The sequence below is a fragment of the Thermoflavimicrobium daqui genome (assembly GCF_003313465.1).
GTDB classification, from domain to species: Bacteria; Bacillota; Bacilli; order Thermoactinomycetales; family Thermoactinomycetaceae; genus Thermoflavimicrobium; species Thermoflavimicrobium daqui.
This window is the reverse complement of record NZ_KZ845665.1, coordinates 162,166-188,721: the sequence shown is the minus strand read 5'-3', so window position 1 is coordinate 188,721 and position 26,556 is coordinate 162,166. Positions and strand designations below refer to the sequence as shown.

The 26,556-nt window shown below is 37.0% G+C and carries 25 protein-coding genes and 1 pseudogene; 7 read left to right on the top strand and 19 right to left on the bottom strand.

Translation table 11 applies throughout. From position 1 onward, the window contains the following. Nucleotides 1-4: 4 nt before the first annotated feature. The 6 genes from DL897_RS06575 to DL897_RS06550 all read right to left on the bottom strand — a co-directional run bounded on the left by DL897_RS06575 (nucleotide 5) and on the right by DL897_RS06550 (nucleotide 7,935). On the bottom strand, nucleotides 5-2,725 hold the full coding sequence (locus DL897_RS06575; RefSeq protein ID WP_113658349.1) for an AAA family ATPase: 2,721 nt from the start codon (nucleotides 2,723-2,725) through the stop codon (nucleotides 5-7). Then, a complete protein-coding gene (locus tag DL897_RS06570; RefSeq protein ID WP_168188685.1) occupies nucleotides 2,722-3,867 on the bottom strand; it encodes a metallophosphoesterase family protein in 1,146 nt (381 codons plus the stop codon). The genes DL897_RS06575 and DL897_RS06570 overlap by 4 nt, the downstream gene beginning before the upstream one ends. Before the next feature lie 111 nt (nucleotides 3,868-3,978). Beyond that, nucleotides 3,979-5,226, bottom strand: a complete 1,248-nt coding sequence (gene fabF, locus DL897_RS06565) for a beta-ketoacyl-ACP synthase II (protein WP_113658347.1) — start codon at nucleotides 5,224-5,226, stop codon at nucleotides 3,979-3,981. A gap of 77 nt (nucleotides 5,227-5,303) precedes the next feature. Then, complete coding sequence (locus DL897_RS06560; protein ID WP_113658346.1) at nucleotides 5,304-6,074, bottom strand: nucleotidyltransferase domain-containing protein; 771 nt, start codon at nucleotides 6,072-6,074, stop codon at nucleotides 5,304-5,306. A gap of 85 nt (nucleotides 6,075-6,159) precedes the next feature. Beyond that, nucleotides 6,160-6,639 (bottom strand): transcription elongation factor GreA, encoded by a 480-nt coding sequence (gene greA / locus DL897_RS06555; RefSeq protein WP_113658345.1) that lies wholly within the window; start codon nucleotides 6,637-6,639, stop codon nucleotides 6,160-6,162. Nucleotides 6,640-6,960: 321 nt separating this feature from the next. Continuing rightward, on the bottom strand, nucleotides 6,961-7,935 hold the full coding sequence (locus tag DL897_RS06550; RefSeq protein ID WP_113658344.1) for a 2-hydroxyacid dehydrogenase: 975 nt from the start codon (nucleotides 7,933-7,935) through the stop codon (nucleotides 6,961-6,963). Nucleotides 7,936-8,440: 505 nt separating this feature from the next. Here DL897_RS06550 and DL897_RS06545 point away from each other — a divergent pair. After that, on the top strand, nucleotides 8,441-9,277 hold the full coding sequence (locus DL897_RS06545; protein ID WP_113658343.1) for a sulfurtransferase: 837 nt from the start codon (nucleotides 8,441-8,443) through the stop codon (nucleotides 9,275-9,277). A gap of 37 nt (nucleotides 9,278-9,314) precedes the next feature. Further along, entirely contained in the window at nucleotides 9,315-10,925 is a 1,611-nt protein-coding gene (locus tag DL897_RS06540) for an amidase family protein (protein ID WP_168188684.1), read from the top strand. A 27-nt stretch (nucleotides 10,926-10,952) separates the two neighbouring features. Here DL897_RS06540 and DL897_RS06535 read toward each other — a convergent pair whose 3' ends face one another. The 4 genes from DL897_RS06535 to asd all read right to left on the bottom strand — a co-directional run bounded on the left by DL897_RS06535 (nucleotide 10,953) and on the right by asd (nucleotide 15,307). Further along, nucleotides 10,953-12,338 (bottom strand): aldehyde dehydrogenase, encoded by a 1,386-nt coding sequence (locus tag DL897_RS06535; protein WP_113658341.1) that lies wholly within the window; start codon nucleotides 12,336-12,338, stop codon nucleotides 10,953-10,955. Nucleotides 12,339-12,490: 152 nt separating this feature from the next. Further along, nucleotides 12,491-13,711: an MFS transporter gene (locus tag DL897_RS06530; RefSeq protein ID WP_168188683.1), complete on the bottom strand. Its 1,221-nt coding sequence runs from the start codon at nucleotides 13,709-13,711 to the stop codon at nucleotides 12,491-12,493. A 144-nt stretch (nucleotides 13,712-13,855) separates the two neighbouring features. Continuing rightward, entirely contained in the window at nucleotides 13,856-14,446 is a 591-nt protein-coding gene (locus DL897_RS06525; RefSeq protein ID WP_113658339.1) for a rhomboid family intramembrane serine protease, read from the bottom strand. A gap of 15 nt (nucleotides 14,447-14,461) precedes the next feature. Further along, nucleotides 14,462-15,307, bottom strand: coding sequence for an archaetidylserine decarboxylase (gene asd, locus DL897_RS06520; RefSeq protein ID WP_113658338.1), 846 nt, complete (start codon nucleotides 15,305-15,307; stop codon nucleotides 14,462-14,464). A 79-nt stretch (nucleotides 15,308-15,386) separates the two neighbouring features. Between asd and DL897_RS06515 the strand changes: the two genes are divergently transcribed. After that, nucleotides 15,387-15,686, top strand: coding sequence for a gamma-type small acid-soluble spore protein (locus DL897_RS06515; protein WP_113658337.1), 300 nt, complete (start codon nucleotides 15,387-15,389; stop codon nucleotides 15,684-15,686). 41 nt (nucleotides 15,687-15,727) lie between these two features. Here the strand turns inward: DL897_RS06515 and DL897_RS06510 are convergent, their stop codons facing one another. Next, nucleotides 15,728-16,345, bottom strand: a complete 618-nt coding sequence (locus DL897_RS06510; protein ID WP_113658336.1) for a DUF502 domain-containing protein — start codon at nucleotides 16,343-16,345, stop codon at nucleotides 15,728-15,730. Between the two features lie 225 nt (nucleotides 16,346-16,570). Here DL897_RS06510 and DL897_RS06505 point away from each other — a divergent pair, with 225 nt between their 5' ends. Next, a complete protein-coding gene (locus tag DL897_RS06505; RefSeq protein WP_168188682.1) occupies nucleotides 16,571-17,851 on the top strand; it encodes a S8 family peptidase in 1,281 nt (426 codons plus the stop codon). On the opposite strand, the gene DL897_RS06500 is transcribed toward DL897_RS06505, so the two are convergent. From DL897_RS06500 to DL897_RS06485, 4 genes are all read right to left on the bottom strand, one after another. Then, nucleotides 17,834-18,928 carry a S8 family peptidase gene (locus tag DL897_RS06500; protein WP_240627306.1) on the bottom strand — a complete coding sequence of 365 codons (1,095 nt, stop codon included), beginning with the start codon at nucleotides 18,926-18,928 and terminating at the stop codon, nucleotides 17,834-17,836. The two genes, DL897_RS06505 and DL897_RS06500, sit on opposite strands and share 18 nt — an antisense overlap. 365 nt (nucleotides 18,929-19,293) lie before the next feature. After that, nucleotides 19,294-19,815, bottom strand: coding sequence for a hypothetical protein (locus tag DL897_RS06495; RefSeq protein WP_113658333.1), 522 nt, complete (start codon nucleotides 19,813-19,815; stop codon nucleotides 19,294-19,296). A gap of 140 nt (nucleotides 19,816-19,955) precedes the next feature. Next, a complete protein-coding gene (locus DL897_RS06490) occupies nucleotides 19,956-21,503 on the bottom strand; it encodes an acetate--CoA ligase (protein WP_113658655.1) in 1,548 nt (515 codons plus the stop codon). Nucleotides 21,504-21,945: 442 nt separating this feature from the next. After that, nucleotides 21,946-22,161: an alpha/beta-type small acid-soluble spore protein gene (locus tag DL897_RS06485; protein WP_113658332.1), complete on the bottom strand. Its 216-nt coding sequence runs from the start codon at nucleotides 22,159-22,161 to the stop codon at nucleotides 21,946-21,948. Between the two features lie 160 nt (nucleotides 22,162-22,321). Here DL897_RS06485 and DL897_RS06480 point away from each other — a divergent pair, with 160 nt between their 5' ends. The 3 genes and pseudogenes from DL897_RS06480 to cotJC all read left to right on the top strand — a co-directional run. Beyond that, nucleotides 22,322-22,561 carry a spore coat associated protein CotJA gene (locus tag DL897_RS06480; protein ID WP_113658331.1) on the top strand — a complete coding sequence of 80 codons (240 nt, stop codon included), beginning with the start codon at nucleotides 22,322-22,324 and terminating at the stop codon, nucleotides 22,559-22,561. After that, the gene (locus DL897_RS06475) at nucleotides 22,554-22,817 is read left to right on the top strand and encodes a spore coat protein CotJB (protein ID WP_113658330.1); all 264 of its coding nucleotides are present in this window, start codon (nucleotides 22,554-22,556) and stop codon (nucleotides 22,815-22,817) included. Before DL897_RS06480 ends, DL897_RS06475 begins: the two co-directional genes overlap by 8 nt. Before the next feature lie 21 nt (nucleotides 22,818-22,838). Beyond that, nucleotides 22,839-23,075: pseudogene (gene cotJC, locus DL897_RS06470) on the top strand (spore coat protein CotJC); the annotation flags it as partial. A 776-nt stretch (nucleotides 23,076-23,851) separates the two neighbouring features. Here the strand turns inward: cotJC and DL897_RS06465 are convergent. From DL897_RS06465 to DL897_RS06450, 4 genes are read right to left on the bottom strand one after another with little or no spacing between them, the layout of a single operon-like run. After that, the gene (locus DL897_RS06465; protein WP_113658329.1) at nucleotides 23,852-24,271 is read right to left on the bottom strand and encodes a GNAT family N-acetyltransferase; all 420 of its coding nucleotides are present in this window, start codon (nucleotides 24,269-24,271) and stop codon (nucleotides 23,852-23,854) included. Nucleotides 24,272-24,294: 23 nt separating this feature from the next. Then, entirely contained in the window at nucleotides 24,295-24,657 is a 363-nt protein-coding gene (locus DL897_RS06460; RefSeq protein ID WP_113658328.1) for a lasso peptide biosynthesis B2 protein, read from the bottom strand. Further along, the gene (locus DL897_RS19010; RefSeq protein ID WP_113658327.1) at nucleotides 24,654-24,914 is read right to left on the bottom strand and encodes a PqqD family protein; all 261 of its coding nucleotides are present in this window, start codon (nucleotides 24,912-24,914) and stop codon (nucleotides 24,654-24,656) included. The genes DL897_RS06460 and DL897_RS19010 overlap by 4 nt, the downstream gene beginning before the upstream one ends. Continuing rightward, a complete protein-coding gene (locus DL897_RS06450) occupies nucleotides 24,886-26,553 on the bottom strand; it encodes an asparagine synthase-related protein (protein ID WP_113658326.1) in 1,668 nt (555 codons plus the stop codon). Before DL897_RS06450 ends, DL897_RS19010 begins: the two co-directional genes overlap by 29 nt. Nucleotides 26,554-26,556 lie beyond the last annotated feature (3 nt).

The window sequence follows — 26,556 nt, the reverse complement described above, 5'->3', positions numbered from 1 at the left end:
TATGTTAAAGTTCCTGTAGAGCGATTAAATGGTAGTTTGCTTTTAGTTTATCCAATAATTCTCTTTCACGCTTTTGACAAGTACAAAGAATAATCTGATGACTTTTCGCTAACTGTAGTAAAAGTTGAAGTGTTTTTTGCAAACGATCATAATCAAAATGAACAAAACTATCATCCAAAATAATAGGTAAAAAAGTCTTTGTCATCTCTGAATATAATTCTAACATGGCCAAACGCAAGGCAAAGTATATCTGATCGATTGTACCCGTGCTTAACTGTTCAATCGGCTTTTGTTCATTGGATTCTGGAACAACAACCTTCCATTCTTTTTCTTGTGGCTCCATAAATATTCGTTCATATTTCCCCTCTGTTATGTTGTATATCCATCTAGTAGCATAAGATAATAAATATGGCATAATATTTTCTTGCACTTCTTCTACTGATTCATCTAATACAGTCAATGCCGTTTCCATCGCTGCTCTCTTATAATGCAAAGATTCCCACTCTGACTTAAGCGCCTTTAATTCCGTTTGCAGCTTAGGGAGCAAGTTTGTTTTTTGACGTAGCACTTCTACTTGTCCCTCTAAGTTGGCTTTTTCTTTCTCTTTCTCTTGAAATTGTTTCAATACTTGTTGCCTTTCTTTTTCTAGGTCAAGCAATCGCTGCTCTAAATTCTCTTTCCCAAGAGAACGCCATTGGGCTTGTAACTCAGCACGTGTTTTTTGGCTAATCTTCAATTCTTCTTCCCAATCTGGTAAATCATAAGCAAATAACTCAATTTGCTCTTCCAATTCATCAATTTTTAAGTCAAGCTTCCGCACTCGTTCACTTTGTTCAAACCATTTTTCAATCTGATGTAAATCACTCGTTTGATAATGATTTTGATAATAAGCGATTGTTCTTCCTAAATCATGGTATTCTGTTTGTTCTTTTTCATATTGTTTTTGAAGAAAAGAAAGAGTTGCTTGATAATCAAAAAGTCTCTGAAGGATTTCTTCCCTTTGCTGTTTAAGTCGGATAATCATTTGCTCCCATTTATCCACATCAAAGACAGGAACTTTATCGACATAATCCGAGAGCCAATTCTTTACTTCTTGACGAATTTGCTCCATTTCTTCTTCAATTAGTTGCTTTCCTTGTAATGTTTGCTCTCTTTTCTTTATTTTCGTATGCTTCTCTAGTAAATCCAGAAAGTTTTCCACTTGCCAAGTGTAAAAAATTTTCTTTTGTTCTACTTGATTATTTTGTAAAGCAAGTTGTAGCTCCATTAACTTTTTTCTTTCTTCGTCCTTATGTATCTTCTTTCTCCATAGCCAATAAGAGCAAAAAACAGTAAATACTCCTGTTACCAGCCATATCCAAGGTGCCAGTATATATAAAATCACAGTAATTAGGCCAGTTCCAGCAATGAGTGCCCACCATTTATCTGTTCCTCTATCTTCTGTTTGGATTTTTGCCCATTTTTCGTCCAATTGACCACGTATCTTTTCTTCTTTTTGCTGTAACTGCTGAACAAGTTTCATATCTTTTTCAATCCAAGTTCGTTCATTATCCTCGTTTTCTTGCTTATGATGAAAAAGTTTATATTCCCATTTCTCATATGTAGCTAATTTGCTTAACATTCGTTCTGGCTCTTCTACTTTCATTGCTATTAACTTATCATTCCGCTCTTTATATTTCTCTTGCTCAGCGGCTAACTTTTCAATCTTCTGCAGTTGTTCATTTAAAGAGAGCTGCTTTTCTTTATACTCACGTAAGGTAAGTCGAAGCTCATTTACTTCTTCCAGACTAATCCACTCAGTTGGTTGATTTTCTTCTCTTTCTCTTTTTAACTGATCTCTTTTTTGAATGAGTTGATGAGCTTGTTCGATCCGCTCTTTTAGAGCTTGTTCTTGAATGATCAACTTTTCAATTTCCAGCTGATTTTTTTGGTGTTGAACTTCTTCTAAAAGTCTTTGTGCTTGTTTCTCTATTTTGGTTTGCTTTTCATATAATTTTTCACACTCACGGGCTAGCTCAATAATCCTCGCTTCTTCTTTCTTTTGCTGTTGATAAGCTATTTCAAGCTCTTTGCATCTTTTTTCTAACTCGTTTATTTCCTGATAAAGCTTACCATATGGTTTTTGACGTGCATCTTTTTTCACTCCGATTTCTTGGATCTCTGACTCTAACTTTTTTTTCACAGTAGTTAAGTCTACTTCTTCCCCTTTCTTAAGTAGTGATCGTAATTTTTCTAAAACTCTTGTCTCTGTCCTATCTTTTTTCTGAGCTGGGACAAGTGAGTAAGTAGTAAAAAAGGTGATTTGGCGAAATAGATCACCAGATAATCCTAGCTGTTTTTCTAAAATCAAGCGGTCTTTTTTCTTATCCATTGGAAAACGCTCTGTCCAGTCTTCGCCTCGCGTTAAATGAGTTAACTGCTCTATATCTTTATGAATCAGTAAGTTCCGATAGAGACAGTATTTGTCACTACCAATCGAATAAGTAATTTCACCACCATATTGCTCTGTTGCTCCCCATGGTTTATATTTCTCGTACCAATTCGTTGTCCTTTTTGTTTTCAAACCTTCTTTTTTCTCTCCATATAATAGTGCGAAAATGCCTTGTACTAAGGTTGACTTACCGACTTCATTTTTGGCCTCAATGAGGTTAATTCCTTCATGAAATGTAAAGGTTTTGTCGATGAGTCGTCCAAAACCTTGAAACTTTACTTTCTCAATTTTCATTCCTTCACCTTCTCTCGGAGAAGCAATTCTACTGTTTTAAACATCGCTCGTCGTAAATAACCTTGTAATATTGAATCAGCCTGCTCGATCTTCGTCTCCATCCTTTTTATAAAAGCACCAATCAATCCTGTATGGTGACGATAATAATCTAGATCTAATTCAGGAACCGTTTCATTTTCAAAATAGACATGAACCCATCCTTCACGTTTTAATTGTCCTTTTAACCATGGAAGAATAAATTCTTGTTCTTGTTGCAACTCTTCACACATTTGACCTGTCAAATGAATTAACAGATAGCAACTAGTTTTTTCCCCAGTTAAAGAAAATGATAACACTTTTTGTAAGAGATCTTCTTTCATCTTACAATCACTAATATCCATAAAGTTTTCTTCATAACGCCCCGTCTGGATAGGGATTTCTTCTAGTTGCAAGCCTTGTTCATCTATTTTCCCCCATGTTACAGTACGGACACCTTGTTCCTTCCAATTCAATCCTTCTGGTGAACCCGGATAACGTACGATCGTTTTCCTTTCATTAGGAAGCGTATAAGTACTCGGTTTATGAATATGTCCTAGAGCTATATAATCCAAATTTAATCGTGTTAACTCCTTGACATGAAGGGGAAAGTAAGGAGAGTCTTCATGATGAGTCAAGTAAGTTCCATGGGTAAGCATGATTTTTCTAGGTATTGTACTCTTCACTTCAGGTAGTGAAGAGGTTGGCTCAATAAAATCACGAAATCCTTTCCCATAAATCACTAAATCCCATTCTTTAAACACATGTTCTTCCCATTCTCCTCTAAAAATGTACACATGATCTGGCCAGCGAAGCAATTGATAAGAAGAATCCTGCCGATATGGATCATGGTTTCCTGGTGTAATCCATACATGTGTATCTGGAATTCGTTTCAATTCTGCTTGTACAAATTCCAAGGTAGAATGGGTAACAAATCCATGTTCAAGAAAATCACCAGTGATCCATAAAAAAGTAGCTTTTTTTTCTTTAACTAAGGAGATGATTCTACTAAATGTTTCACGATGCTCTTCTTGTCGCTTCCAGATTTCCTCTTTGGAACCTTTCCATCCTTGTATAGGCATATCTAGATGTAAATCGGCTGTATGAATCCATGTTATTGGCTTCACCCGATTGTCCCCTTTCATTATCATGCATTGTAAAAAATAGCTTCCATAGTAAGTTCTTAATTCCTGCATAAAAAAAGCAACAGATCACTGTTGCTAAAAAATTATCCTTGTTTATAGAGACTCTTCCCATTTCTTCACGATCAGACTAACATTATGACCACCAAAACCAAAGGAATTACTCATCACCATACGAAGATCTTGTCTACGAGGTCGGTTGGGAACAAAATCTAAAACTTCCTCTTCATCTCCTGCCTCCCAATTTATCGTTGGAGGAATAAATCCATGTTGAATAGCTAATACAGATGCGATCATTTCTACAGCTCCTGCCGCTCCAAGGAGATGTCCAGTCATCGATTTGATAGAACTTATAGGAACCAAATAAGCTCGTTCACCAAACACCTTTTTGATAGCAATAACCTCAGTCCGATCATTCAGAGGAGTACCTGTACCATGTGCATTAATATAGTCAATATCAGCAGGTGTAACTCCTGCATCCTTTAAAGCAAGTAGCATTGCCCTAACAGCTCCTGCACCATCAGGAAGCGGAGAAGTAATGTGATATGCATCAGTCGATGCCCCATATCCAATCAATTCAGCCAGAATCATAGCATTTCTGTTACGAGCATGATTTAATTCTTCAAGTATAATCACTCCAGCTCCTTCTCCAGCTACAAACCCATCCCGATCCTTATCAAACGGCCGACTCGCACGATCAGGCTCATCATTTCGCCTTGAGAGCGCTCTAATTTTTGAGAAAGCTGCTAGCCCTAAGGGAGTAACAGGAGCTTCTGTTCCCCCAGCAAGTACTACATCTACTGTTCCATATTGAATCATTCGCATAGCTTCACCGATACAACTACTTCCTGATGCACAAGCTGTCAAAACGGCAGCAGATGGTCCACGCGCTCCAAAGGCAATGGCAATCTCACCCGAAGCCATATTAGCAAGCATTGCTGGTGCTAAATAAGGACTTAGCCGACTCGGTCCTCGTTCCATTACCCGCTTTTGCTCTTGCTGAATGACATCCAGACCTCCACTTCCTGTTCCTACCATCACACCAACTCGCTCTGCTACTTCTTCAGTTATCCTTAAATTTGCGTGTAACAAGGACTGACGAGCAGCAGCTACACCATATTGAGCGAAACGATCCATTCGCTTTGCATCTTTTTTTTCCATAAACTCTTCAGGAATAAAATCCTTCATCTCTGCAGCAATTCGTGTTGGATATCCAGTTGGATCAAATCGAGTTATTGGCCCCGCTCCACTTTTTCCATTCATTAATGCTTGCCAAAAACTTTGTTGATCAAGTCCAATTGGGGTAACCAGCCCCATTCCCGTAATCACCACACGCCTATGCACAAATGGTCCCTTCTTCCCTATTTATTCTCTTTTTAGTATGAGAAAAAAGGGCTAAATTATTCCAGATCATGGTAAGATCAGCTTGATACTAACGCTAGTTCAGCAAAAAGTATTTCTTCCAGTTCCTCTTTACCCTCACGATGATCAGGCAATTGCTTGATTACTTCTTCTGCTCGTTCTAATTCGCTTATAATCATCGCTTCAACTTGTGGAAAAGAAGAAATCACCGATCGCTCTTGTGCTTCCTTTTTTAGTCGCACTAGCTCATGATAATTCTCGCGATATACCTGATCCCATTCAATCCCGACTAATACTTGCTTAACTTGTGTCGGCGGAGGAGTTTGGTTTTGTTCCAACCAACGAAGACAAATTAATGGACGAAGCGTATACAAATATTTTTTTAGCTGTACATCCGACTTATTTTGTAAAAATCGATGATAATGATCTCGTGCTATATAAAAGTAATGGTAACCAATCCGTTTTAAAGAGTAATGCTTCGTTACCCAATGTCGTAACTTTGGCACTAGTGTATTTTCTTCCATATACACAATGGGAGAAAACAGCCATTCCATGATCGCTGGATTGGATTTTAATAGCAGTCGCAATACTTTATAAATATCCCAGCCATTGATATCCCATTCATCTTCGATGGGTAATTCAATTACATCACGTGGTGGAAATAGTGATAAATAAGCAGAAATGTTTCTTTTATAAATAAAACGGACATCATAGTCACTATTTTTGGAAGCAAATCCCCAAGCCCGACTCCCTGACTCTACAGCATACTGAATCTTTATATCCAATTCTTTCTCTAATCGGTGTAATTTCTCCATAATCTCTATTTTCATGTTATATCACCTATTCGCATAAATACTATAGCTAAAAAGATAAGCCCTTCTTATCTGAAAGACAAGAGGGCTTATCTTAAAATCATTAGTCGATCTTCACAATCTTAAATTGAATGGTTCCTGAAGGAACAGGTACATCGACAACTTGTCCAACTTTTTTCCCAATCAGCTCTGCACCGATCGGTGACTCATTGGAAATTTTTCCAGAAAGTGGATCAGATTCAGCACTTCCTACAATGGTATAAGTCTCTACATCTCCATCGGGCATTTCCTGGATGGTAACCTTTGCACCAATGTTTACCGTTTCTTTATCTAATGACTCGTTGCTAATAATCTTGGCATTACGAATCATATTTTCTAACGCAATAATACGAGATTCAATAAAAGCTTGCTCTTCTTTTGCTGCATCATATTCAGAGTTTTCACTCAGGTCTCCCTGTGCAATTGCTTCTTTCAAGCGTTGTGCTACCTCGTGACGTTTATGCGTTTTAAATAGCTCTAATTCCTGTTTTAATTTCTCCAGACCTTCTTCTGTGAGTAGAACTTCTTTTTTATTTTGAGACATATAAACTCCTCCCTTAATTCAACAAACAATTCTTCACAATCTCTCTATAAAACAAAAAATAGCCCGACACGAGACTTTTCCCGACCATGCATATGCTTAATATGCTTAAATTATTACAAAAAATTTTTCTTAAATAGATTAGTCTTAAACTGAAATTGGTATCTATTTTTTTCCCTTTCTGTATAAAAAAGAAACCCAATTACCTTGATCTTTCTATGGTTCTCTCAACATGCTGTGGGGATAGAAACAACTGGTCAATATATTAGCACATAACCTTATCAGTTCCAAGAGTTCTAAAAAAATTTTTAAAACAAATTAAAACTACTTCCAAATCTCTTGGTTTACCAAACAAGGTGGCTTTTTACCTTGAAAATAAGCAATTAGGTTTTGCACCACGATCTCTCCCATTTTTATTCGGGAATCTCTAGTAGCACTTCCTAAATGAGGAGCTAATACAACCTGGTCCATATCACATAATGATTGAGGAACATATGGCTCATGTTCAAATACATCAAGTCCAGCTCCAGCTATTTGCTTTTCTTTTAGCGCTTTTATCAGTGCTAATTCATCAACAACAGCCCCTCGTGCTGTATTAATCAAATATGCTGTTGGTTTCATTTCCATTAACTGTTTTTCTCCGATTAAGTGGTGGGTCAGAGACGAATAAGGTGTATGTATACTAACAAAATCGGCTTGTCGAAGCAGTTGATCTAACTCACAATATACTACATTCAGCTCTTTCTCCAAATGCGAAGGAAGGCGAGTTCTTGAGTAATATAAAACCTTCATTTGGAATCCAAGTGCACGCTTCGCCACAGCTTGACCGATCCTACCCATTCCGATAATTCCTAACGTTTTCCCAGTGACATCTCCTCCTAGCATAAAAGTAGGAGACCAGCCATTCCACTGACCTTGCCTAACCAAACTATCTCCTTCTACTACACGACGAGCTACAGCAAGAATCAGAGCCCATGTCATATCTGCTGTTGCATCTGTTAAAACATCAGGAGTATTCGTTACCAAAATTCCACGGCGGTTGGTAGCGCTTACATCAATATTGTTAAAACCAACTCCATAGTTGCTAATAATCCGAAGATCGGGGCACGCTTCGATCAGCTCTTGGTCTATCATTTCAGTAACTGTACATACTAAAGCCTCTTTCCCTTGTAAATGAGCAAGCAAGTCTTCACGTTTCGGCACTTGATCTTCACTTACTACGATTAGTTGAAAGTGCTTTTCTAATTCTTTCATACACTCATCTTGTAGTCGACGTGTCAATACGACTTGCTTCTTCACTCCTATCCCCCCTCTACTGAATTTGATTTTGTTATATTAAGATATTCTATAATTTTAAATTGATTTCCTTCTTAGATGTTAGATTTAACTCCATTCAAGTACCAGTATTGTGTAATTATATAACCGTGTTACCCTCCTGTCAAACAAGGCTCTAGTTCTAAAAAACATCGGAAAGACTTGATCCATATTATAAACCAAACTCTTTATCTCATTCATATTAGCAAAAGAAACAAGATAAAAATAAAACACTCTCTTATCCAGTTAGAGGTTGCCCCTTAAACAGCCGCTCATCCATTCCCCACTCACTCCCGCTAAAGGTTTGGCACAAAAGTCGATCCTACACAAAAACGATTTGCGGCTTCATCTTGAAATGATCCAGGCTTTGCCTCGAATTATGTAATATGCTGCAATTAGTAATTTGCCGTTTTAGCTCGTTTATTCTAGAATAATATTACATCCTCTGATTTATCAAATCCATCCTTAATATATAAAGGAAGTGATTGGATTGACTGATATTATTTCACCACAGTGGCTTTTTGACCATCTTAACGATGCGAATTTAGTCATTGTGGATTGTCGCTTTGTATTAGGACAACCTAACACTGGTTTAAAAGCTTATCAGGAAAAGCATATCCCAGGGGCTTATTATTTAGATATGGAAAAAGACTTATCTGGTTCAGTCGAAAAGCATGGTGGAAGACATCCTATCCCTCGTCAAGACTTACTCGCAAAGAAACTAGGAAATATCGGTATTAATGAACAGACCCATGTGATTGCCTATGATGATCAACAAGGTGCCATGGCCTCCCGATTATGGTGGTTACTAAAATACTTAGGTCATGATCAAGTAAGTATTCTTGATGGTGGATGGAAGCAGTGGATCAAACATGGATTTCCAATCACGAACACCCTTCCCTCTAATTCGCCCACTATCTTTACTCCAAAACTACAAAAAAATATGCTTGCAACTATGGAAGAGGTTCTAAAAAAACTGGATCAAACGGATATGATCCTCATTGATTCGCGAGAAGAAAAACGATATAGCGGAGAAGAAGAGCCAATTGATCCAGTAGCTGGACATATCCCAAGTGCTATCAACTATTTCTGGCAAGGAGTACTCAAGGACACAGGGATTTGGAAAGAAAGAGATGAGCTAGAAGCCCATTTCCAATCGCTCCCCAAAGATAAAGAAATCATTGTATATTGTGGTTCTGGAATTACAGCAACACCTAACTTTTTAGCCTTAAAACTAGCTGGATATCAAAAAGTTAAACTGTATGCTGGAAGTTGGAGTGACTGGATAACTCATCCCCAAAATCCTATTGAAAAAGAAAAACGTTAAAACGATTAGCCTAATGATTGAAAGGAAGAGAAAAGGGATGTATAAAAAAATCCCTCTTTTTTTATTGATAATAACCTTTGCGACAAGTCTAACCACAGGTTGTAGTAACATCATAGAATGGATCTTCGATTCTCCTCAATATGAACAACCCAAAGACATATCTTATTTGATTGAAAAACAACTAAAGGAAGCCAATATCACATCACTGGAGCAGAAAAGTAATCTACTTCATAATGCAAATATAGACCAAATTCGCAATTATCTAATTACAGGTAAATTAACATGTGTAGAGGTAACTGCTTATTATTTAAAAAGAATTCAAATACTAAACAAAAAAATGCATATAGTTATTTCTGTGAATCCTGAAGCGATTACAGAAGCTAAAAAATTGGATGAACAAGGCCCTCCATCAAAAAACACTTCTCTATTATATGGAATTCCTATTTTAGTCAAAGATAACATCGAAACCAAAGATAAGATGCCAACAACAGGAGGTACGATCGCACTTAAAGACAATTATGCTAAGAAAGATGCAAATGTCATTCAACACCTACGCGCAAATGGCGCAATTATTCTTGCAAAAGCCAATTTATCTGAGTTGGCTGGTTTATCCTTTATCTATCCTATTGAGCCATCCGGCTTCTCTGCCCTTGGTGGACAAACGCTAAATCCTTATGGACCGGGTACTTTGAATGTCTCTGGATCAAGCTCTGGTTCCGCAGCAGGTGTAGCTGCAGATCTCGCACCTGCTGCGATCGGTACGGAAACTTATGGTTCTATCATTGGCCCTGCTAGCGCCAATTCAGTTATAGGAGTTAAACCAACACTAGGCCGTCTAAGTCAGTCAGGTATCATTCCTCTTTCACATACCTATGATACCGCAGGCCCATTAACGAAAACGGTTAAAGATGCAGCTTTATTACTTAGCTTAATGGAGGGATATCAACCAGATGAACCATCTACCCATCATCTAAACTACTTTACTTCGCTTAATCCTCATCGTTTAAAAGGAGCAAAACTAGCTGCAACAAAAGATTTTAATTCGTCTACCATTGGTAGAAAAATCATTGCTTCACTAAAAGCAGCCGGTGCATCCGTTGATCTAATCAGCTATCATATTCCTGAAGCTGATTTGAAAAATTCCTTTAAAAAAATCATTGCTTATGAGTTTAGACAGGATTTCTCGAATTATTTAAAGGAAAGCCAACCATTCTTTGGTGTAAACTCTTTATCTGATCTTATTTCTTTTAACAATGAAAACCCTAAAGAACGCATCCCTTATGGTCAAAATCATTTGATATACGCTGAAAATTTAAAGCTAACCGAAAAAGAGTCCAAACAGAAAATAGCTACTCTTAACAAGATTACTAAGCAATATATTGTTTCTCCATTCTTCCAAGATAAAAATTATGATGCTATATTAACCATCAATCTCAAAGCGAATCTTTCTAAATATGGCACCTTGCCCAGTGATATCTCTGCTTATGCCTCACTGCCTACTGTTTGTATTCCCGTTGGCTATCTTCGCGGAAATATTCCAGTCTCTATTACATTTATAGGTCCCAAAAACACTGAGCAAAAACTACTTAGCTTGGCTTATTCCTTTGAACAAGCAAATCCGAAGCGAATCCCACCCAAAATAAAATAAAAGCTAGCCCGCAAATGCTGGCTAGCTTTATTTCATCAATCGTCGAATCCATTTCAGACCATTTTTGGCTGATGGGTAACGTAGGGAAATATCAAAGTTTGTTGTTTGTTTCAAGATACTTTTTTCATAGCTAAAACATTCAAAGCTTGCATGACCACGATACCTACCGATGCCGCTTGCTCCAACACCTCCAAATGGGAGATAAGGAGAAGCCATATGCATAATGGTGTCATTCATACAGCCCCCACCAAATGGAACACTTTGTATCATGAATTGCTGCTTTTTCTCCGATTCGGAAAAATAATAAAGTGCAAGTGGTTTAGGTGCTTTACGAATCTGATCTATCACTTCATGGATTTCTGTAAACTCAACAACAGGTAAAATAGGTCCAAAAATCTCTTCTTTCATAACTGGATCTTCCCAACTAATCCGATCCAGAATTGTAGGTGAAATCCGTTGCCGCTCTTTATCAACCTTTCCACCTAGTACAATATCTCCGTTTGTTAAAAAACGAGTTAACCGTTTGAAATGTTTTTCGTTCACAATCCGACCATACTCAGGATTTTCGATCGGTTCTTCGCCATAAAACTCACGAATCGTCTCTTTCATTAATTTTAATAAATCATTTTTTACCTGCTTGTGGACCCATAAATAGTCTGGAGCAACACAAGTTTGGCCTGCATTTAGCAATTTTCCCCACATAATTCGCTTTGCAGCCAGTTCCAAGTTAGCATCTTGATCCACAATACACGGACTTTTTCCGCCTAGCTCTAAAACAAACGGAACGATCCGCTTACTAGCTGCTTGCATCACAATCTTACCAACAGCCTCACTGCCTGTGAAAAAAATAAAGTCAATAGGCGATTCTAGTAAAGCAGTACTCTCTTTAATTCCACCTTCTACAACAGCAATATGTTCGTTCTCAAAAATTCCTTCCATCATTTGGGCTATCAGTTTTGAAGTGTTTGGGGTCATTTCTGAAGGCTTGATAATAGCACAGTTCCCTGCTGCAATCGCCCCCAGCAGTGGAGCAACCAGAAGCATAAACGGATAATTCCAAGGACCCATAATTAGTGATACACCATATGGTTCACGATAAATCCAGTTACTTGCTCCTTGTTGTATTAAACCGGTTTTTACCTTTTTCGGTTTGATCCAAGATTTTAAATTTCTGATGATATAATTACATTCAGTATAAATAAGCCCTATTTCCGTCGTATAAGCCTCTTTTTCCGACTTTCCTAAGTCTTTTTTTAGAGCATTGATAATATCTGGTTCATAACGTTTTACAGCATCTTTCAACCTTTGTATACAGTGGATGCGAAAGTCGAGCTCCTGTGTCTTTCCCGAATAGAAAAACTCCTTTTGCTTTTTGACCAGCTTTTGAATTTGTTCCATGCTACTCTCCCTCATCCGATCTAGACTTATTACTTATTTTAGCATAATTCAATAAAAATTCCGCAAGCTAATTATGCATTTTGTATAATATGGTAGTTTATACAAAAATAGACTTCCCTTAAAATAAAGAGAAGCCTTTCGTATCTGTTTTTCCACAGCATCAATTTCTATTTAGATATCCTTACACTAGGAACACGTCGGATAGATAACCATGTTAAAACTTGCGAAAAGCCTAATATAAGTATAAACCAACGCATATCATTTAGATCAGACGAGATACCTACCCAAATAATAAAGGTTATAAGCCCTACAAGGCGCCCTATATTTAATGCTAACTCCCTCATAACTACATACTCTACACGCAAACTAACCGCCTCTTTATCTTTTCCAATCAGATCAAACACCATCGAAGTGAGTGGTGTATAGTACAAAGGATAAAACAATGCAGCTCCAATGCCATATACAAACATCGTCCAGCTTTCCCCTTTCCATATAAAGGGGATCAAAACAACTCCCATCATCACAGCTCCGATTAAAATAGCATGGTTACGTGCATGCGTAGGCAACCATTTTCCTACCACATAAAAGGAAAGTAACGATACTAAATAGGAAACTGTAAAATAAGTACCAAGTATCAACTCATTCTTTGTCGTGATATATACTAAAAGTCCGATCAGAAAAACAAAAACCCCTTCTCTAAGACCATGAGCAATCATCGCACAGTTTACCCAAAACCAAGAATGGTCACGATGCCTTGCCTGCTCTAAGATGAGGGATAAACGAAATGCCCCTTTTGCTGCTCTTTTATCAAGAAAAAAACTTACAATTACAGCAGCGACAAAAATTCCTAGAGAAATAGCAAAGATGATTCGATAACCCAATAATTGGTCAATTCTTGTAATAATAAGTCCAGAAATAAACGGAGCGATCATCCCAGCTAATGAAGAAAATAACCCATTCATCCCATTATAAATATCCCGATTATCACGCTCTGTAATTTCAAAATAAATGACATTATACCCCAACCAAAAAAAACCGGTACCTACTCCTAAAAAAATACCTAACCAAGTAGCATACTCAGAAGAATGTGTTCCTAACATCAGAACCGTTAAATAAAAAATAGCCTGAATACCTACACCTAGTCGAACAGAAATTACACGATCTACTCTCTTAACCAGCCATCCCGCAAACACAAAGGTAATGGCCATCGCAAAATATTGGGCGAAATTAAACCAACCAATCATCACAAAATCTTTTTTTAACTTCCATAAATAGACATGAACAAACATATTCGAAAGGGAAGTGGATATAGCATATAATCCACTAACTACTAATAATAACCAGGCAGATTGATCCAGTTGACTCTGGTTTCGTTTCCAAATACTCATTAACCTCACCAATCTTAGCTTAACCAACTCCCTTTCATTTAAGTAGAGAAGATGAAACATCTCTCTTACAGCAAAAAATGGGTTCTCTTGTATAGACCAAAAAAAGTCTATAAAGAAACCCATTTCTATTTATTATGTTAAATATTATTCACTTTCTGCATTACGAAAATGGAGAATCATCGCTCCTAAAACAAATCCACTTAGTATAGAGAATAAATATGGGATAATTAAAGACCAATTTAAAATTAAATTAATCACTGTCAGTGCTATAAGTCCCATTCCCATTTGCACATTTAAAGATCGTCTGACAAATAAATAAAGATACACACCCAAAAAACCATATACTGCGCCACTTGATCCTAAGTAAATACCGGGAATATCAAATAAATATATCACAAAATAAAATATCATACCTGAGACTAAATATAACAGCAAAATAGAAAAGCGTCCGAGTAACCATTCTAATTGCGGAGCAAAAATATAGATGAAAAAATTAATCAAAAAAAACTGTAATAATTGTGTGTGTAAGATCGGTGCTAAAAATAGTCGCCACCACTCGCCTTCCGCAATGCGCCATCCTTCCACTGCGCCGTATCGAATCCACATTTCTGGATTTTGTGATTGTCCTGTAAACAGGAGCATAATACAGACAACCGTATGAACGAGTATAATACTAGTTACTACAGGAAAAATCTGTGGAAAGCGGCGTAGAGGGATATGGGTATGTCCAAACAAACTCTACTCATCCTTTCACTTAATCATTCGGGCAAGCGGTTGCCCCATTTGAACTTGTGTTCCCTCTTTGGCTTCAATCAACCAGTCTATTTGATTTGGTTCGAACAATAAGATAACAGTAGACCCAAATTCAAATCTTCCCATCTCTTCACCTTTGGCTAACTGATGAGCCTGTTCATACACTTTATGTTCTAACCCTTTTTTAGAACGTGGGTTGGTTACGATTTGTTCATCGAAGGATACTTTGATACTTCCTACGTTTGTTGCACCTACTTTAATAAGGGCTATTTCTCCCAACTCGGTTTGAATATAGGAGATGACCCGCTCATTGAGCGCTAGTAATCCTGGAAAGAGTTTTGTCCCTAAATCGTTAACTGGATATAAATCACCAGGTATGTATGCTAACTCCTTAATTACTCCTTCAAATGGCATATGAATACGATGATAATCCCTCGGACTTAAATAGATCGTAACAAATTTTCCTCCAGTAAATTTATGGGTTTTCTGATCGTTTTCGGCTAATAGCCTATGTAAAGAATAGCTAATTCCTTTGGCTTGTAGTAATAGACCTTGATGGATATCACCAATTTGCCTGACAACTCCATCAACTGGACTCACTACAATATCAGCATTCAAATCAATAGGTCTTGCTTCGGGACGATACTCCCGGATAAAGAAATCCAATAAATTTTCAAATTGATCTACCGGCTTCTTTACGGGCGATAGATCAATTTGAAAATGCTTAATGTAAAAAGGAATCATTCGACGACTTAATCGTGTCTGTGCAAAGGTTCCAATCAGTCTGGATAGCGCTCTCTTTGGTAACCCTTTCCAAAAAAAATATTGAAATTTTTCTTTCATAACTACCTCCAACAGGAAAAATATAGCTGAAATGTTTTTTCTAATCTCGGGCACTCTAACAACAGGAGGTGATACTCAAATGGATATTAAAAACAGAGCAAAACAAGCTGCTGGTACAAATGCACAACAAGTTCGTGCCAAGAATCAACGTTCTGCGCAAAGCGTAGGAGGATACCAAAGCTACGAAAGTGAGTTTGCAGCCGGTGCAGGTGCGCAAGCCACTTCTGCAGCAGCGGGTGCTCAAGCTACTGCTGCAGCAACAGGTGCTCAAGCTGCTAACCAAAACCTCGCTACTGAATTTGCTTCTGAAACAAATGCACAAGATGTACGTGCAAAAAACCAGCAATCCATGGCTAATAAAAACAAAAACCAACAATAATTTGTATCACTTCCATCCATATAGATGGAGTCAGGCTCCCATCAAGGTTCTACACCTTGAGCGGGAGCTTTATTATTTTTTCCTGATACTCCTGCTGATAATATAATTTTTAATGCCTCATCTACTGATAAATCAATTTCTTCAATAAACTCTCTCTCAATCCAGTGTAGATCCCCAGATACTTGCATACTATGAGGAAAATAAACACCTAGATATTCTTTCCCATCTGCCGTATGGAAAATAGGTTCTTTTACAGTTAAGAAGCCAAGGCGTTTAGTTGGTCCGACTGTGACTAACACAACTTGATCAAATGATTTCTTTTCACCAATAAATGATTGAATAATTTCTTTTAAAGTATTATATAAACCTTTGATTAAAGGAACTTGATTGATTAATATCTCAAATAGCCTTAATAACTGTCGAAAAATCCAAAGCCGACCGATAATCCCTACTAGTAAAATAAATAAAGTAATAATAATAATACCAATTCCAGGGAAATCCCATACGATCTTAGCTTTGATTAACCACTTTAATCCAAGTTCATTTAACCAGCGATAAACATAGTTTACAAGAAAAAATGTACCCGCAATTGGAAGAATAATGAGTAAACCATTAAAAAAATAAATAGCAACTCTACGAAAAATATGAGATTGTTTCATACCATCACCCAGTTAATTCAGTCGCTTCAAACAGTAAAAGTCCATATAGAATACCGGTTCCCACTTCTCTTCAGTTTACCATAAAATCCTTATAAGAACAGTCAGTTCTTTCTTAATTATCATAGTCAAAATGTTTATCTTTCTAATGTCAAAGGCGAATATTCGTATCCATCCCTTTCTTTCATACATACCTTGTTTTAAAGATTGATGGAAAGGGGAAGTAACATGGATACAAAGTGGATGATTGAACATCAGTCCCGTCTTGATCAAAATCTTCATTCATATTTGTTAGATCGCCTACTCAAATTAAAATATATCCCTTTCGTGTTGATGCAAAGCCTATTAAAGAGAATGAAAGTTTCTGTTCTTATTCAATGGGATGAATCGCGGAGTAACCAATTTACTACTATCCATAATCCATTAACCCAACAAGGCTTTCCAGTAAAAAAATATATTAGGAGTATTCATACTTTTTCATTACCCCTCTCAATTGCATCCCTACAGCAACTCTTATCAATAAGAGATATCAAAAAAATATATCTAGATCGTAAAGTTAAAGTTTGTCTTGATGTTGCTACTCCAACAACACAATCTCCTCAGATTTGGAGTAAAGGAAATGAAGGAAATGGAGTTACCATCGCTATAGTGGATACCGGAATCGCCCCACATCCTGATATCAACTCTCGTTTAATCGCCTTCCACGATATTATTAATCAAAAAAGCAATCCCTATGATGATAATGGTCATGGTACTCACTGTGCAGGCTGCGCTGCCGGTGATGGAAATCAGTCTAATGGAAAATATAAAGGTCCTGCCCCCAAAGCTTCTTTAGTAGGTGTTAAAGTACTTGGGAAATCTGGAGAAGGAAACTTATCGAATGTGATTGCTGGGATTGACTGGTGTATAGAGCATCAAAAACAATATAATATTCGTGTTATTTCTCTCTCTTTAGGGAGCGAAACCAAAGATTCCTACAAAGATGATCCAGTATGTCAGGTCGTCCAAAAAGCATGGGATAAAGGAATTGTTGTTGTTGCGGCTGCAGGAAATAGTGGTCCTCATGAAAAAACCATTGCTAGCCCAGGCATCACTCCTGATATTATTACTGTTGGTGCAACCGATAGCAAGCGAACATTATCACGAGAAGATGACCACGTAGCCTCTTTTTCGAGTCGTGGTCCTACACCTGATGGTATGATCAAGCCCGATATAGTAGCACCTGGCACTGATATTATCTCTTTACGTAGTAAAGGATCCTATTTAGACCTTTTTATGTTCAGAAACCGTGTTGGATCAGACTACTTTAAATTATCCGGAACCTCCATGGCTACACCTATTGTCGCTGGAATCACCGCTCTTCTATTATCCGAATATCCCAATCTCTCCCCTAATGAGATAAAAAACCTCTTATTAAATAATACATTTCCACTTCAAAATGAATCTGAAACAGCACAAGGAAAAGGGCTAGTTGATGCCATAAAAGCTTATTCAAATTCTGGACAATAGGTTCACAGCTTTATAAGCATCAATGATCCCAATCTCTTCATCTTTTTTATGTGCTGTTTGCATTAAGATATAGCGAACTTGCTCTGGGTTTAGTTTTTTCTGTAAATAAAGCAATAAAGCTGCTGTCCCCACTACATGAGGAACAGCCATGGAAGTCCCACTCATTTCACGTACTGTATTATTTAACCATGCTGATGGAATTTTTTCTCCTGGAGCAGCTACATCAATCCCTTTCCCGCGATTACTAAAGCTTGAAATATGATCATTGTTTGAAATCGATGTCACTGCAATTGTTTCTGGGTATCGTGCAGGATAATCAATTTGTGTGGATAATCCTCGGTTCCCAGCAGCAGCCACCATGATTAATCCTTTTTGATGAGCGGTTTGAATAGCTAAACGTAATACTTCGCTCATTTTATCCATTCCAAAACTCATGTTGACTACTTGCATCTTATTTTCAATGCACCAGTTTATTGCTGTAAGCAAATCAGATAAATTAGCATTTCCTTTTCTATTAAAAGCTTTTACAGCATAAATATGTGTTCGAGGTGCAACCCCAATCACTCCAAGATCAGTTGCACTTCCCGCAATAATTCCAGCTACGTGTGTTCCATGGCCATTATAATCATGAGGAGGGAAATAAGGTGAAAGAATATTTACACCCCCTCGATAATTCTCTTTAATAGCCGGATGTTCATTATAAATTCCAGTATCTATCACAGCAATTCGAACTTTTTGTCCTTGTGTTACTTTCCAAGTTTTTGCTGCCTGAATTCGCTTTACGCCCCAAGGTAAGGTGGGCTCAAGTGAAGTAATACTTCCAATATAAGGTTCGGTTATCGTTACACGAATATCTGGCTCTGTATATTCAACATCAGGGTGACTATCCAAACTTTGTGCAAAACGATCTGGCAAATATTCACCCACAACCATTTTGAGATGATTTAAAATTTTAATAGGCCGAATCCCTAATCCCCACATTTCTTTTAAATACCTTTTATAATGAATCCCTTGCTTTAAACAAAAAATACGACGAATTGGCTTACGCTTTTCAGAACTCGGGAGATTATTACTCATATTAGTCACACTGCTTCCTCCCATCTTTTCACAAATACAAATTAAAAATGAGTCTTAATTACAGTTATGTTTTATAAGAATATTCCACCGGTTTACCACCTGTTCGAATTCTTCGTTCTCTCTTTTTGATGGTTCCACCATAACATGTCTCCTTTATTTTTAAGCAGAAGAACAATCATAAAAATAATTAAGTAATTTCTTAATGACATCGTTTCTTTATGTGGGGTACAAAATACAACCGTTTTTTAATCGGAGTAAGGGCAATCCCTTATCTCTTTATCCTTACATGTATGAATCTTTTTAGGATTACGCACACGTTATTTACCTAACTCCAATAAAAAAGGCAGAAGCCTGATAGCTTCTGCCTATAAATGGGATTTTCGATCAAAGGCTGAACATCCTGTCATCGTAAAATCAACATCTCTACCTACATTTGTGACTTGTTCCCAAAAACTAGCCACACACTCTAGTGGATGGGAGACTTGATACTCATCAGCAAAAAAGTATGTCATTTCTTCTTTCTCATCTTCATTCCAAAAGGATACATAGATGACTCGGTATTGTACCTGACCTTGTTTTTCATCAATAATATCAAATAGAGCTTCGTGACTTATTTCAAGATTTTCAAAAGGCATCTCTATTTTCTCTGCCAAAGGTTTCTCCATTTGTGTATATGTTACAGCAAAACGATTTTTTTGTTCGTCCACATCTATTTGCTGAGCCCGACCAAAAACATATATTGCTTCTTTGTCTAAATCAATCGTTCCAAAAAGTACAGACTCTTTTCCTTCAATATAGCCTCGAATAATCTCATTTAAATCTTTTGCAAACATTTCCCGCGTTGACTCGTTAAAATTAACATTACTACCATGTGAGAATACACGCATCGTCTTAGCTCCTTCGTCCGATGAAAGTCGAATCAATTATAAACGAAGCTGCTAAGAATATTCAAGGGATACCCTTATCAATCCTATCTGACTTTCCTATTTGGATTAAGCAGTGATCTAGCTTTAACAACATACTTTAGTTAATTATCGTGCCGTTTTTTCCTTTGTATTTCTAATTGTCTCAATTCAATGCGGCGAATTTTGCCACTCGCTGTTTTAGGAAGAGAATCGACAAACTCAATCTCTCGAGGATACTTATAAGGCGCTGTAATCGCCTTCACATGATCTTGTAATTCTTTGATAAGCTGAGCTGAAGGAGAGATGGACGATTTTAATACGACAAAGGCTTTCACAATGGACCCTCGCACTTCATCTGGACTTGCTACTACAGCACTTTCTTTTACCGCTGGGTGCTTCACTAGAGCATCTTCAACTTCAAATGGCCCAATGGTATAGCCTGAGCTAATAATGATATCATCTGAACGACCTTCAAACCAAAAGTATCCTTCTTCATCTTTTTGAGCTCGATCTCCTGTTATATACCAATCACCTATAAAAGCAGCAGTGGTTCTCTGTTCATCTTTATAATAGCCTTTAAACAAGCAAGGAGAATCACGATGCACTGCGATATGTCCGATGAGATTGGCTCCTAACGGATTCCCTTCATCATCGATAATAGCAACTCGATTTTCTGGGATAGGCTTACCCATTGATCCTGACCGAACCTCCATATCTTTCATTGTTCCAACTAATAAAGTATTTTCTGTTTGACCATATCCATCTCGTACAGTCACCTGAAAATATTTTTTAAAAGTATCTAATACTTCACGATTTAAAGGCTCACCTGCACTAACAGCACTTCGGAGATGAGATAAATCGAACCGTTGTAAATTTTCAGTCTTTGCCATCATCCGGTATTCTGTCGGAGTACAGCAAAGCACTTGAATTTTCTCTTCTTGTAGTAAGGTAAGATATTTTTCAGGATCAAATGTTCCTTGATAAACAAAAGCAGTAGCTCCAGCTCCTAAGGTTGAAATAAATGGTGACCAAACCCATTTCGCCCAACCAGGTCCTGCAGTTGCCCAAACTGTATCATTTTCTTGAATGTCAAGCCAATATTTTGTCGTCGCTTTCTGATGACCAATTGCCCAACTATGGTGATGAATAGCACCTTTAGGTCCTCCCGTTGTTCCAGATGTATAAGCAATAAATGCGATATCATCTTTCTTTGTTTGAGGAAGTTGTGTACCATCCGCTCCATTTAAGTCTTCAAGTAAAGTCCAATTTTCTCTCTTTTTACCCTGAATAAATCGATGTGTTACAAACGAAAGACCGTGAGCTGCTTGATCCACTCTATCTACTATATCTTCATAAGCAATAACTCCTTTGATTTGTGCATGATTCAGACGATAAGCTATATCACTTGGCTGCAACAATTCCGAACCAGGCACAATCACTAAGCCCGCCTTTAGACAAGCGAGATACGAAATATAGGCTTCAGGAATACGAGGTAATAAAATAAACACACGGTCTCCTTGTTGAAATCCAGCCTCAATCAGACCTTTGGCCATTTTATCTGACTTTTCCTTCAAATCAGTGTAAGTAATGATTCGCTTTTCCCCATTCTCATTAAGCCAACGAATAGCTACTTTGTTTGTTTTCGCATGACGATCGACATCTTGAGCCATATTATAATATACCAAATTGATTCACCTCTTTTTTTAAGAAAAATATTCCTTCCCAAAGAGAATTAACCTTTTTACTAAATATTATATTCCATTCTATATATCTAAATCCCTTTTAAAATGATAGCTAATCTTTAACATAAAAATGATGTAATTTGAGATGATATCTACAAAAAATTTGTATAATATTTCTGTAAATTTTATAACCAAATAGGCTTTTATTTTAAATATTTCTTTAGGAAAAGTATGTTCCATTATTTTGTCAAGAGCTAGAGTATTGTTTTTTGTGTAGAATTGACTTTGTCCCCTAGGGCATAGCTATTATAACAAGCTTCAAGGACTGATAGATAATACGGAAAATGTCCAATGGCAATTAAGAGGATATCTCTACGGCAAAATAAAAGTAAGCAGTAGCTATAAAGCCACTGCTTACTTCGATTGTTTATTAAAATTGTCCACCTAATTGCTGTTCAGCTAAAGCTACCAAACGCTTGGTAATTTCTCCTCCAACTGAACCGTTTGCACGAGAAGTGGTGTCTGGGCCTAACGTTACACCAAATTCTTGTGCAATCTCAAATTTTAATTGATCAAGAGCTTGAGCTGCACCAGGAACAAGCAACTGATTCGTGTTACGCTCACGGTTTTGTTGTTGTTGTGGCATCTGTTATTCACCTCCTTGCTTTGGTGTTCTTATCATGTGCTCATATCAGATTTAAAATGTGTGTGAAATTATGGTTACTCTCCCACAAATTCCTCATAAGACAAAGGTCCTTCTACATATATAAAATACTGAAAGTACATTTAGGGAAGGAGTGTGTCCGTTGACTAAAGATTGTCCCAATCCTTTCGAAAACCAAGAAAGAGTTTGGTATCCCTATATTAGCCCATTTGATCCCTGCCCTCCGATTTATCAAAAAACTTATGTGGTTCCACCCAGTGAATTTTTAGGATTCCAACCCAAAAATCTTCCTCAATTTCCACCTTCTGAAGCACTTTATCGTGGGACATTATGGCCAATTCTTTATAGTCCGTACGAAGGTAAAGGTGAAAAACATGGATAAGAAGAGGGCCAAAATCCAATTCGAAATGTTGCGTAAACTACAAGAAGTCGATTTTGTTTTGGTAGAGCTAAACTTATATTTGGACACCCATCCAAGGGACTCGAATGCACTAAAACAATACAATCAGCTTGCTCAAGAGCGACAAAAATTGCGCTTTCAATATGAATGTGAATTTGGTCCTCTTAATAACTTTGGACATAGTTTTAATCAATATCCAAATGGTTGGAATGAACCACCTTGGCCTTGGCAAATTTAAAAAAGGAGTGGATGAACCCTCGTGTGGATTTATGAAAAAAAACTACAATACCCTGTTCGAGTAGGTAAATGTAATCCACGACTTGCTAAATACCTCATCGAGCAATACGGAGGAGCGGATGGAGAACTCGCCGCAGCTCTTCGTTATTTGAACCAACGTTACACCATTCCCGATAAAGTAAAAGGACTTTTAACGGATATTGGTACGGAAGAACTAGCCCATCTCGAGATGATAGCCACTATGGTATATAAATTAACCATCGCTTTATGGATACATATGCTTAAGCCTAATAAAAACCGTGGCTTAGGCTGTTTTTTAATGGAACAAGTTCGGATTAAAAAAGCTGCCATTTGTTGGCAGCTTTTTTTGAAAGAAGAAATAGGCTTTATTTTCCGCTGTATTAGATGGTGCTTCAGGAGTAGGCGGGTTTACATTTCAATCCTCATGAAGAGGTGTAATTCATTATTACTGAATTAGCTATGTATGGCGTGTCGTCGCTGCTCATGGTTTCAATCCTCTATAAGAGGTGTATTCCATTATTACCGCAGATGTCTAGAGGTCTTAATACTACTAGCTTCGTAGTCCCATTTTCGAACATCTCACCTTTTTAGGCTTTTTCAGGTAAATTCCCGACGTTAAGAGCTGTCTAATAATTATATCTAACCCTTATATATTAAGGATTTTCACGTTTCCGAACACCTCTTGAGATTTTTCCGAAGCACATGGTGTTCGAAATATTACTTGTCTGTATTATCCGCTAAAAATATTACACTATTATCAATTAAATATCAAGTTTATTGCAATAAGTTTGAACTTGCGAAGATATACTATTCCATTACATACCAACCCAATCGAACTTATGTTCGGTTTATACTTTTCTTGGATGAGGGTTTTAAAGTCGCCTCCACTTTGTTTGTGGGGGTGTTTCTTTATATAGAAGAAAAACCACCTAACAGCTATAAACTGATAGATGGTTTATTTCGCTAATTGGACATCTTAACAAAGTCTTTTCGAACCCGATCTAATTAACAAATTTATGATAAATTGATTCCTGACTGATTATGATAATTACGCATAGCAACCCCTTGAGCCGTTTCAAAGCCTAGTTTTGTGTAAAATTCTTGCACATCTGGAGCACATAATATATCGATCATATACATTTCGTTTAAATCTTCTACAAGTGTATTAACTAATCGTTTGCCGATCCCTTTTCCTTGATACTCTGGTAATACCTCTAGCAATGGAATATATGTTGTCAAAACACCATCACTAATCGAGTTAATAAATCCTATAACTTTGTTAGTTGAATCATCAATCGCAAGAACTATCCTATAAGCATTTTCCAAAATTTCGTAATGGGCTACTGGTGAGGGTGGATTAGGCCATCCAACGAAAAAGCCTCCATCCAACATTTCTGATGTAATTCCTTCTAATGATTTTGTATAGCGTATCATTGGCCATTCTCCTTACATTCCAACTATATAGTTAAAATCTTTTCATATACTTCAACCGTTTCAGACTCTTTAAAAGGAACTCCTTTTATTTCTATCCACGCATGGGAAGCGAATGGCGCAAGCCTTACCCCTACACACCAGTCAACAGATTTCCCCTTAGAAGTTGCCAACAAGTAAAGTGCCAGAGATTGCTCAAGGCAAGCAGTTCGTATAAAGAAAAACTTTTTTGCCTTTTCAATTTGGTAAAACGCCTGCTCCGCCTCGTGTATAGCCCATATATCTTTGCATTTTGATTTTCTTTTGTTAAGCAATGGCTCTAATTGTTCTAAGCTACGGGTCTTTATAAGGTAGATCGCATGAATAAGTGAAACCCATGCTCGTATCATTTTTTAATAACCAACCCTTTCTGGATTAGACGATCTACAAAAATGTTCATGTCGTTCTCCACTACTTCTTGTGCTACTCCGTAGTCATTACTTATTTTTTCTATTGCTTTAACCATATCACCATGTATTTTTATTTGATTTAGGAACTCAGTACCAGATTTACTAACTGCATAATAAAAGTTCTTCTTACAATCTAAAAGTACTGTCCTTTCGTTTATTTCAGTTATTTTAACATGATCTGGTATGATCAACTTCATACTCTTCCCTTCCTTTACTTGATGAAAAAGTTGATTGACGAAGCCACATCTCTAATGAAAGTGTCAGATGAAATTCTGGTAATCTTACAGGCGCTCCTATGAGCAATCTATGAAAACACTCTCTAAATTTATTAAGATCAACTAATCCCATTTCCGCTAAATACATTTGTTTAAAGCTTGCATCAAACCAGGAAAAGTTTTCTTTCATCCCATTATATACATCAGAAGTATAATCCCCTTTGGAATTTCTGTTTAATAAACATTGAGGTAATTCATGCTGAAATGCTCGTTTAAGTAATGGCTTTAATTCATTAGGTTTCATTTTGTCTTCTGATTTTACCCTGAGACAAATACGAAGAACATTGTGATCTAAATACGGTACACTCAGATTAACTTTTTCTTGTGATGCGAGATCTTTTAATCCATGAGCAACATAACCCAAATAATGTATTCCATCAAGTGTATTTGACACACCCATAAATTTTGAGTAGCTTCCTTTATTGATAATAGTAGAAAATTTAAACCAATCTGCTTTATTACTGCTGGAAGACAGCGGATGTCTTTGTTGTGGTTCAAAAGGGATATTCAGAGCTAATCTTATTGCACCTGAAATATAACTCCAAGGAGATTGATTTTTCTTGTTCGCCCAACCTTTTGCATGAGAAATAAATGTTCCCCATTTTCCTTGACGAACTAAATCAACAAGATAAGTGTAATCAGCACCAAGAACTGAGTCGCCACCTTCTCCGCTGAAATGAATTTCAGATTTATTTTTTCGTGCCCATGTAAACATCGCTTTTGCATTATTAGCCGACCAGAAAAATGGGATGGGTATATCTGTCCGTATTTGATCCATATTAGCATAAACATGTAGCATTTCGTTTTGATTAAATATAATTTGATTGATATTTTTCTGCCTTTTTGCAATCTCTTTAGCTATCCTTACATCTTCATTTTCCTCTCTCCCTGTAATCGTTATTGACTTAACCGGATACTTTTTTGCTGCAATCCAAGTTATAGTAGATGAATCAAGTCCACCACTTAGGTCGCTTGTTACCCTCTTACCCTGACAACGTAAAAGTATCGAAGAAGTTAACTCTTCTCTTAATAACTTTCCAGCTTCATCCAAGGATAGGGTGGATTCTTGATCAACATTCCAAGCCTGAAACACTTGCTCCTTTTTATTCTTTATGTGCAAACCAAAACCACCGGGTACCCTTCTTACTTCTTTGTATGGAGTCTCCATTTCAATGTGAAATCCAAATGAAGATAATGATCGTTGAAACCAAGGCAGATTTAATGAAGAATTAACTTTTTCATTTAGAAGTAATAGATGAGAAGAAAGAAACCATCTATTGTTAAATTTCATGTAAAAAATAGGTCTGACATTCCCCAAGTCTGAAAATGCCCACAATTGTTCACCAATCCGAATAAAAGATTGATAATTTCCACGTAGGAAAATAATATGCTCTGGTTTCTGCTCCTTCAGAAATCTCCTAAAAGCATTATAAATTTCCTCTTCATCAGACAAGATTTCTCCTATTAAAACGCATTCTGAATCCTTATCTGAACACCGAATATAAGAATCAGTAATTTGGTCTACTGAAAAAGACTGCCCTTCAAAAATACCAAAAAACAAATC

What these genes read in the sequence shown, in the direction of transcription:
- DL897_RS06575 (WP_113658349.1), bottom strand. Translation starts at nt 2,725, where the DNA reads ATGAAAATTGAGAAAGTAAAGTTTCAAGGTTTTGGACGACTCATCGAC.
- DL897_RS06560 (WP_113658346.1), bottom strand. Translation starts at nt 6,074, where the DNA reads ATGAAAATAGAGATTATGGAGAAATTACACCGATTAGAGAAAGAATTG.
- greA (WP_113658345.1), bottom strand. Translation starts at nt 6,639, where the DNA reads ATGTCTCAAAATAAAAAAGAAGTTCTACTCACAGAAGAAGGTCTGGAG.
- DL897_RS06540 (WP_168188684.1), top strand. Translation starts at nt 9,315, where the DNA reads ATGTATAAAAAAATCCCTCTTTTTTTATTGATAATAACCTTTGCGACA.
- DL897_RS06535 (WP_113658341.1), bottom strand. Translation starts at nt 12,338, where the DNA reads ATGAGGGAGAGTAGCATGGAACAAATTCAAAAGCTGGTCAAAAAGCAA.
- DL897_RS06530 (WP_168188683.1), bottom strand. Translation starts at nt 13,711, where the DNA reads ATGAGTATTTGGAAACGAAACCAGAGTCAACTGGATCAATCTGCCTGG.
- asd (WP_113658338.1), bottom strand. Translation starts at nt 15,307, where the DNA reads ATGAAAGAAAAATTTCAATATTTTTTTTGGAAAGGGTTACCAAAGAGA.
- DL897_RS06515 (WP_113658337.1), top strand. Translation starts at nt 15,387, where the DNA reads ATGGATATTAAAAACAGAGCAAAACAAGCTGCTGGTACAAATGCACAA.
- DL897_RS06510 (WP_113658336.1), bottom strand. Translation starts at nt 16,345, where the DNA reads ATGAAACAATCTCATATTTTTCGTAGAGTTGCTATTTATTTTTTTAAT.
- DL897_RS06505 (WP_168188682.1), top strand. Translation starts at nt 16,571, where the DNA reads ATGGATACAAAGTGGATGATTGAACATCAGTCCCGTCTTGATCAAAAT.
- DL897_RS06500 (WP_240627306.1), bottom strand. Translation starts at nt 18,928, where the DNA reads ATGAGTAATAATCTCCCGAGTTCTGAAAAGCGTAAGCCAATTCGTCGT.
- DL897_RS06495 (WP_113658333.1), bottom strand. Translation starts at nt 19,815, where the DNA reads ATGCGTGTATTCTCACATGGTAGTAATGTTAATTTTAACGAGTCAACG.
- DL897_RS06490 (WP_113658655.1), bottom strand. Translation starts at nt 21,503, where the DNA reads ATGGCTCAAGATGTCGATCGTCATGCGAAAACAAACAAAGTAGCTATT.
- DL897_RS06485 (WP_113658332.1), bottom strand. Translation starts at nt 22,161, where the DNA reads ATGCCACAACAACAACAAAACCGTGAGCGTAACACGAATCAGTTGCTT.
- DL897_RS06475 (WP_113658330.1), top strand. Translation starts at nt 22,554, where the DNA reads ATGGATAAGAAGAGGGCCAAAATCCAATTCGAAATGTTGCGTAAACTA.
- DL897_RS06465 (WP_113658329.1), bottom strand. Translation starts at nt 24,271, where the DNA reads ATGATACGCTATACAAAATCATTAGAAGGAATTACATCAGAAATGTTG.
- DL897_RS06460 (WP_113658328.1), bottom strand. Translation starts at nt 24,657, where the DNA reads ATGATACGAGCATGGGTTTCACTTATTCATGCGATCTACCTTATAAAG.
- DL897_RS19010 (WP_113658327.1), bottom strand. Translation starts at nt 24,914, where the DNA reads ATGAAGTTGATCATACCAGATCATGTTAAAATAACTGAAATAAACGAA.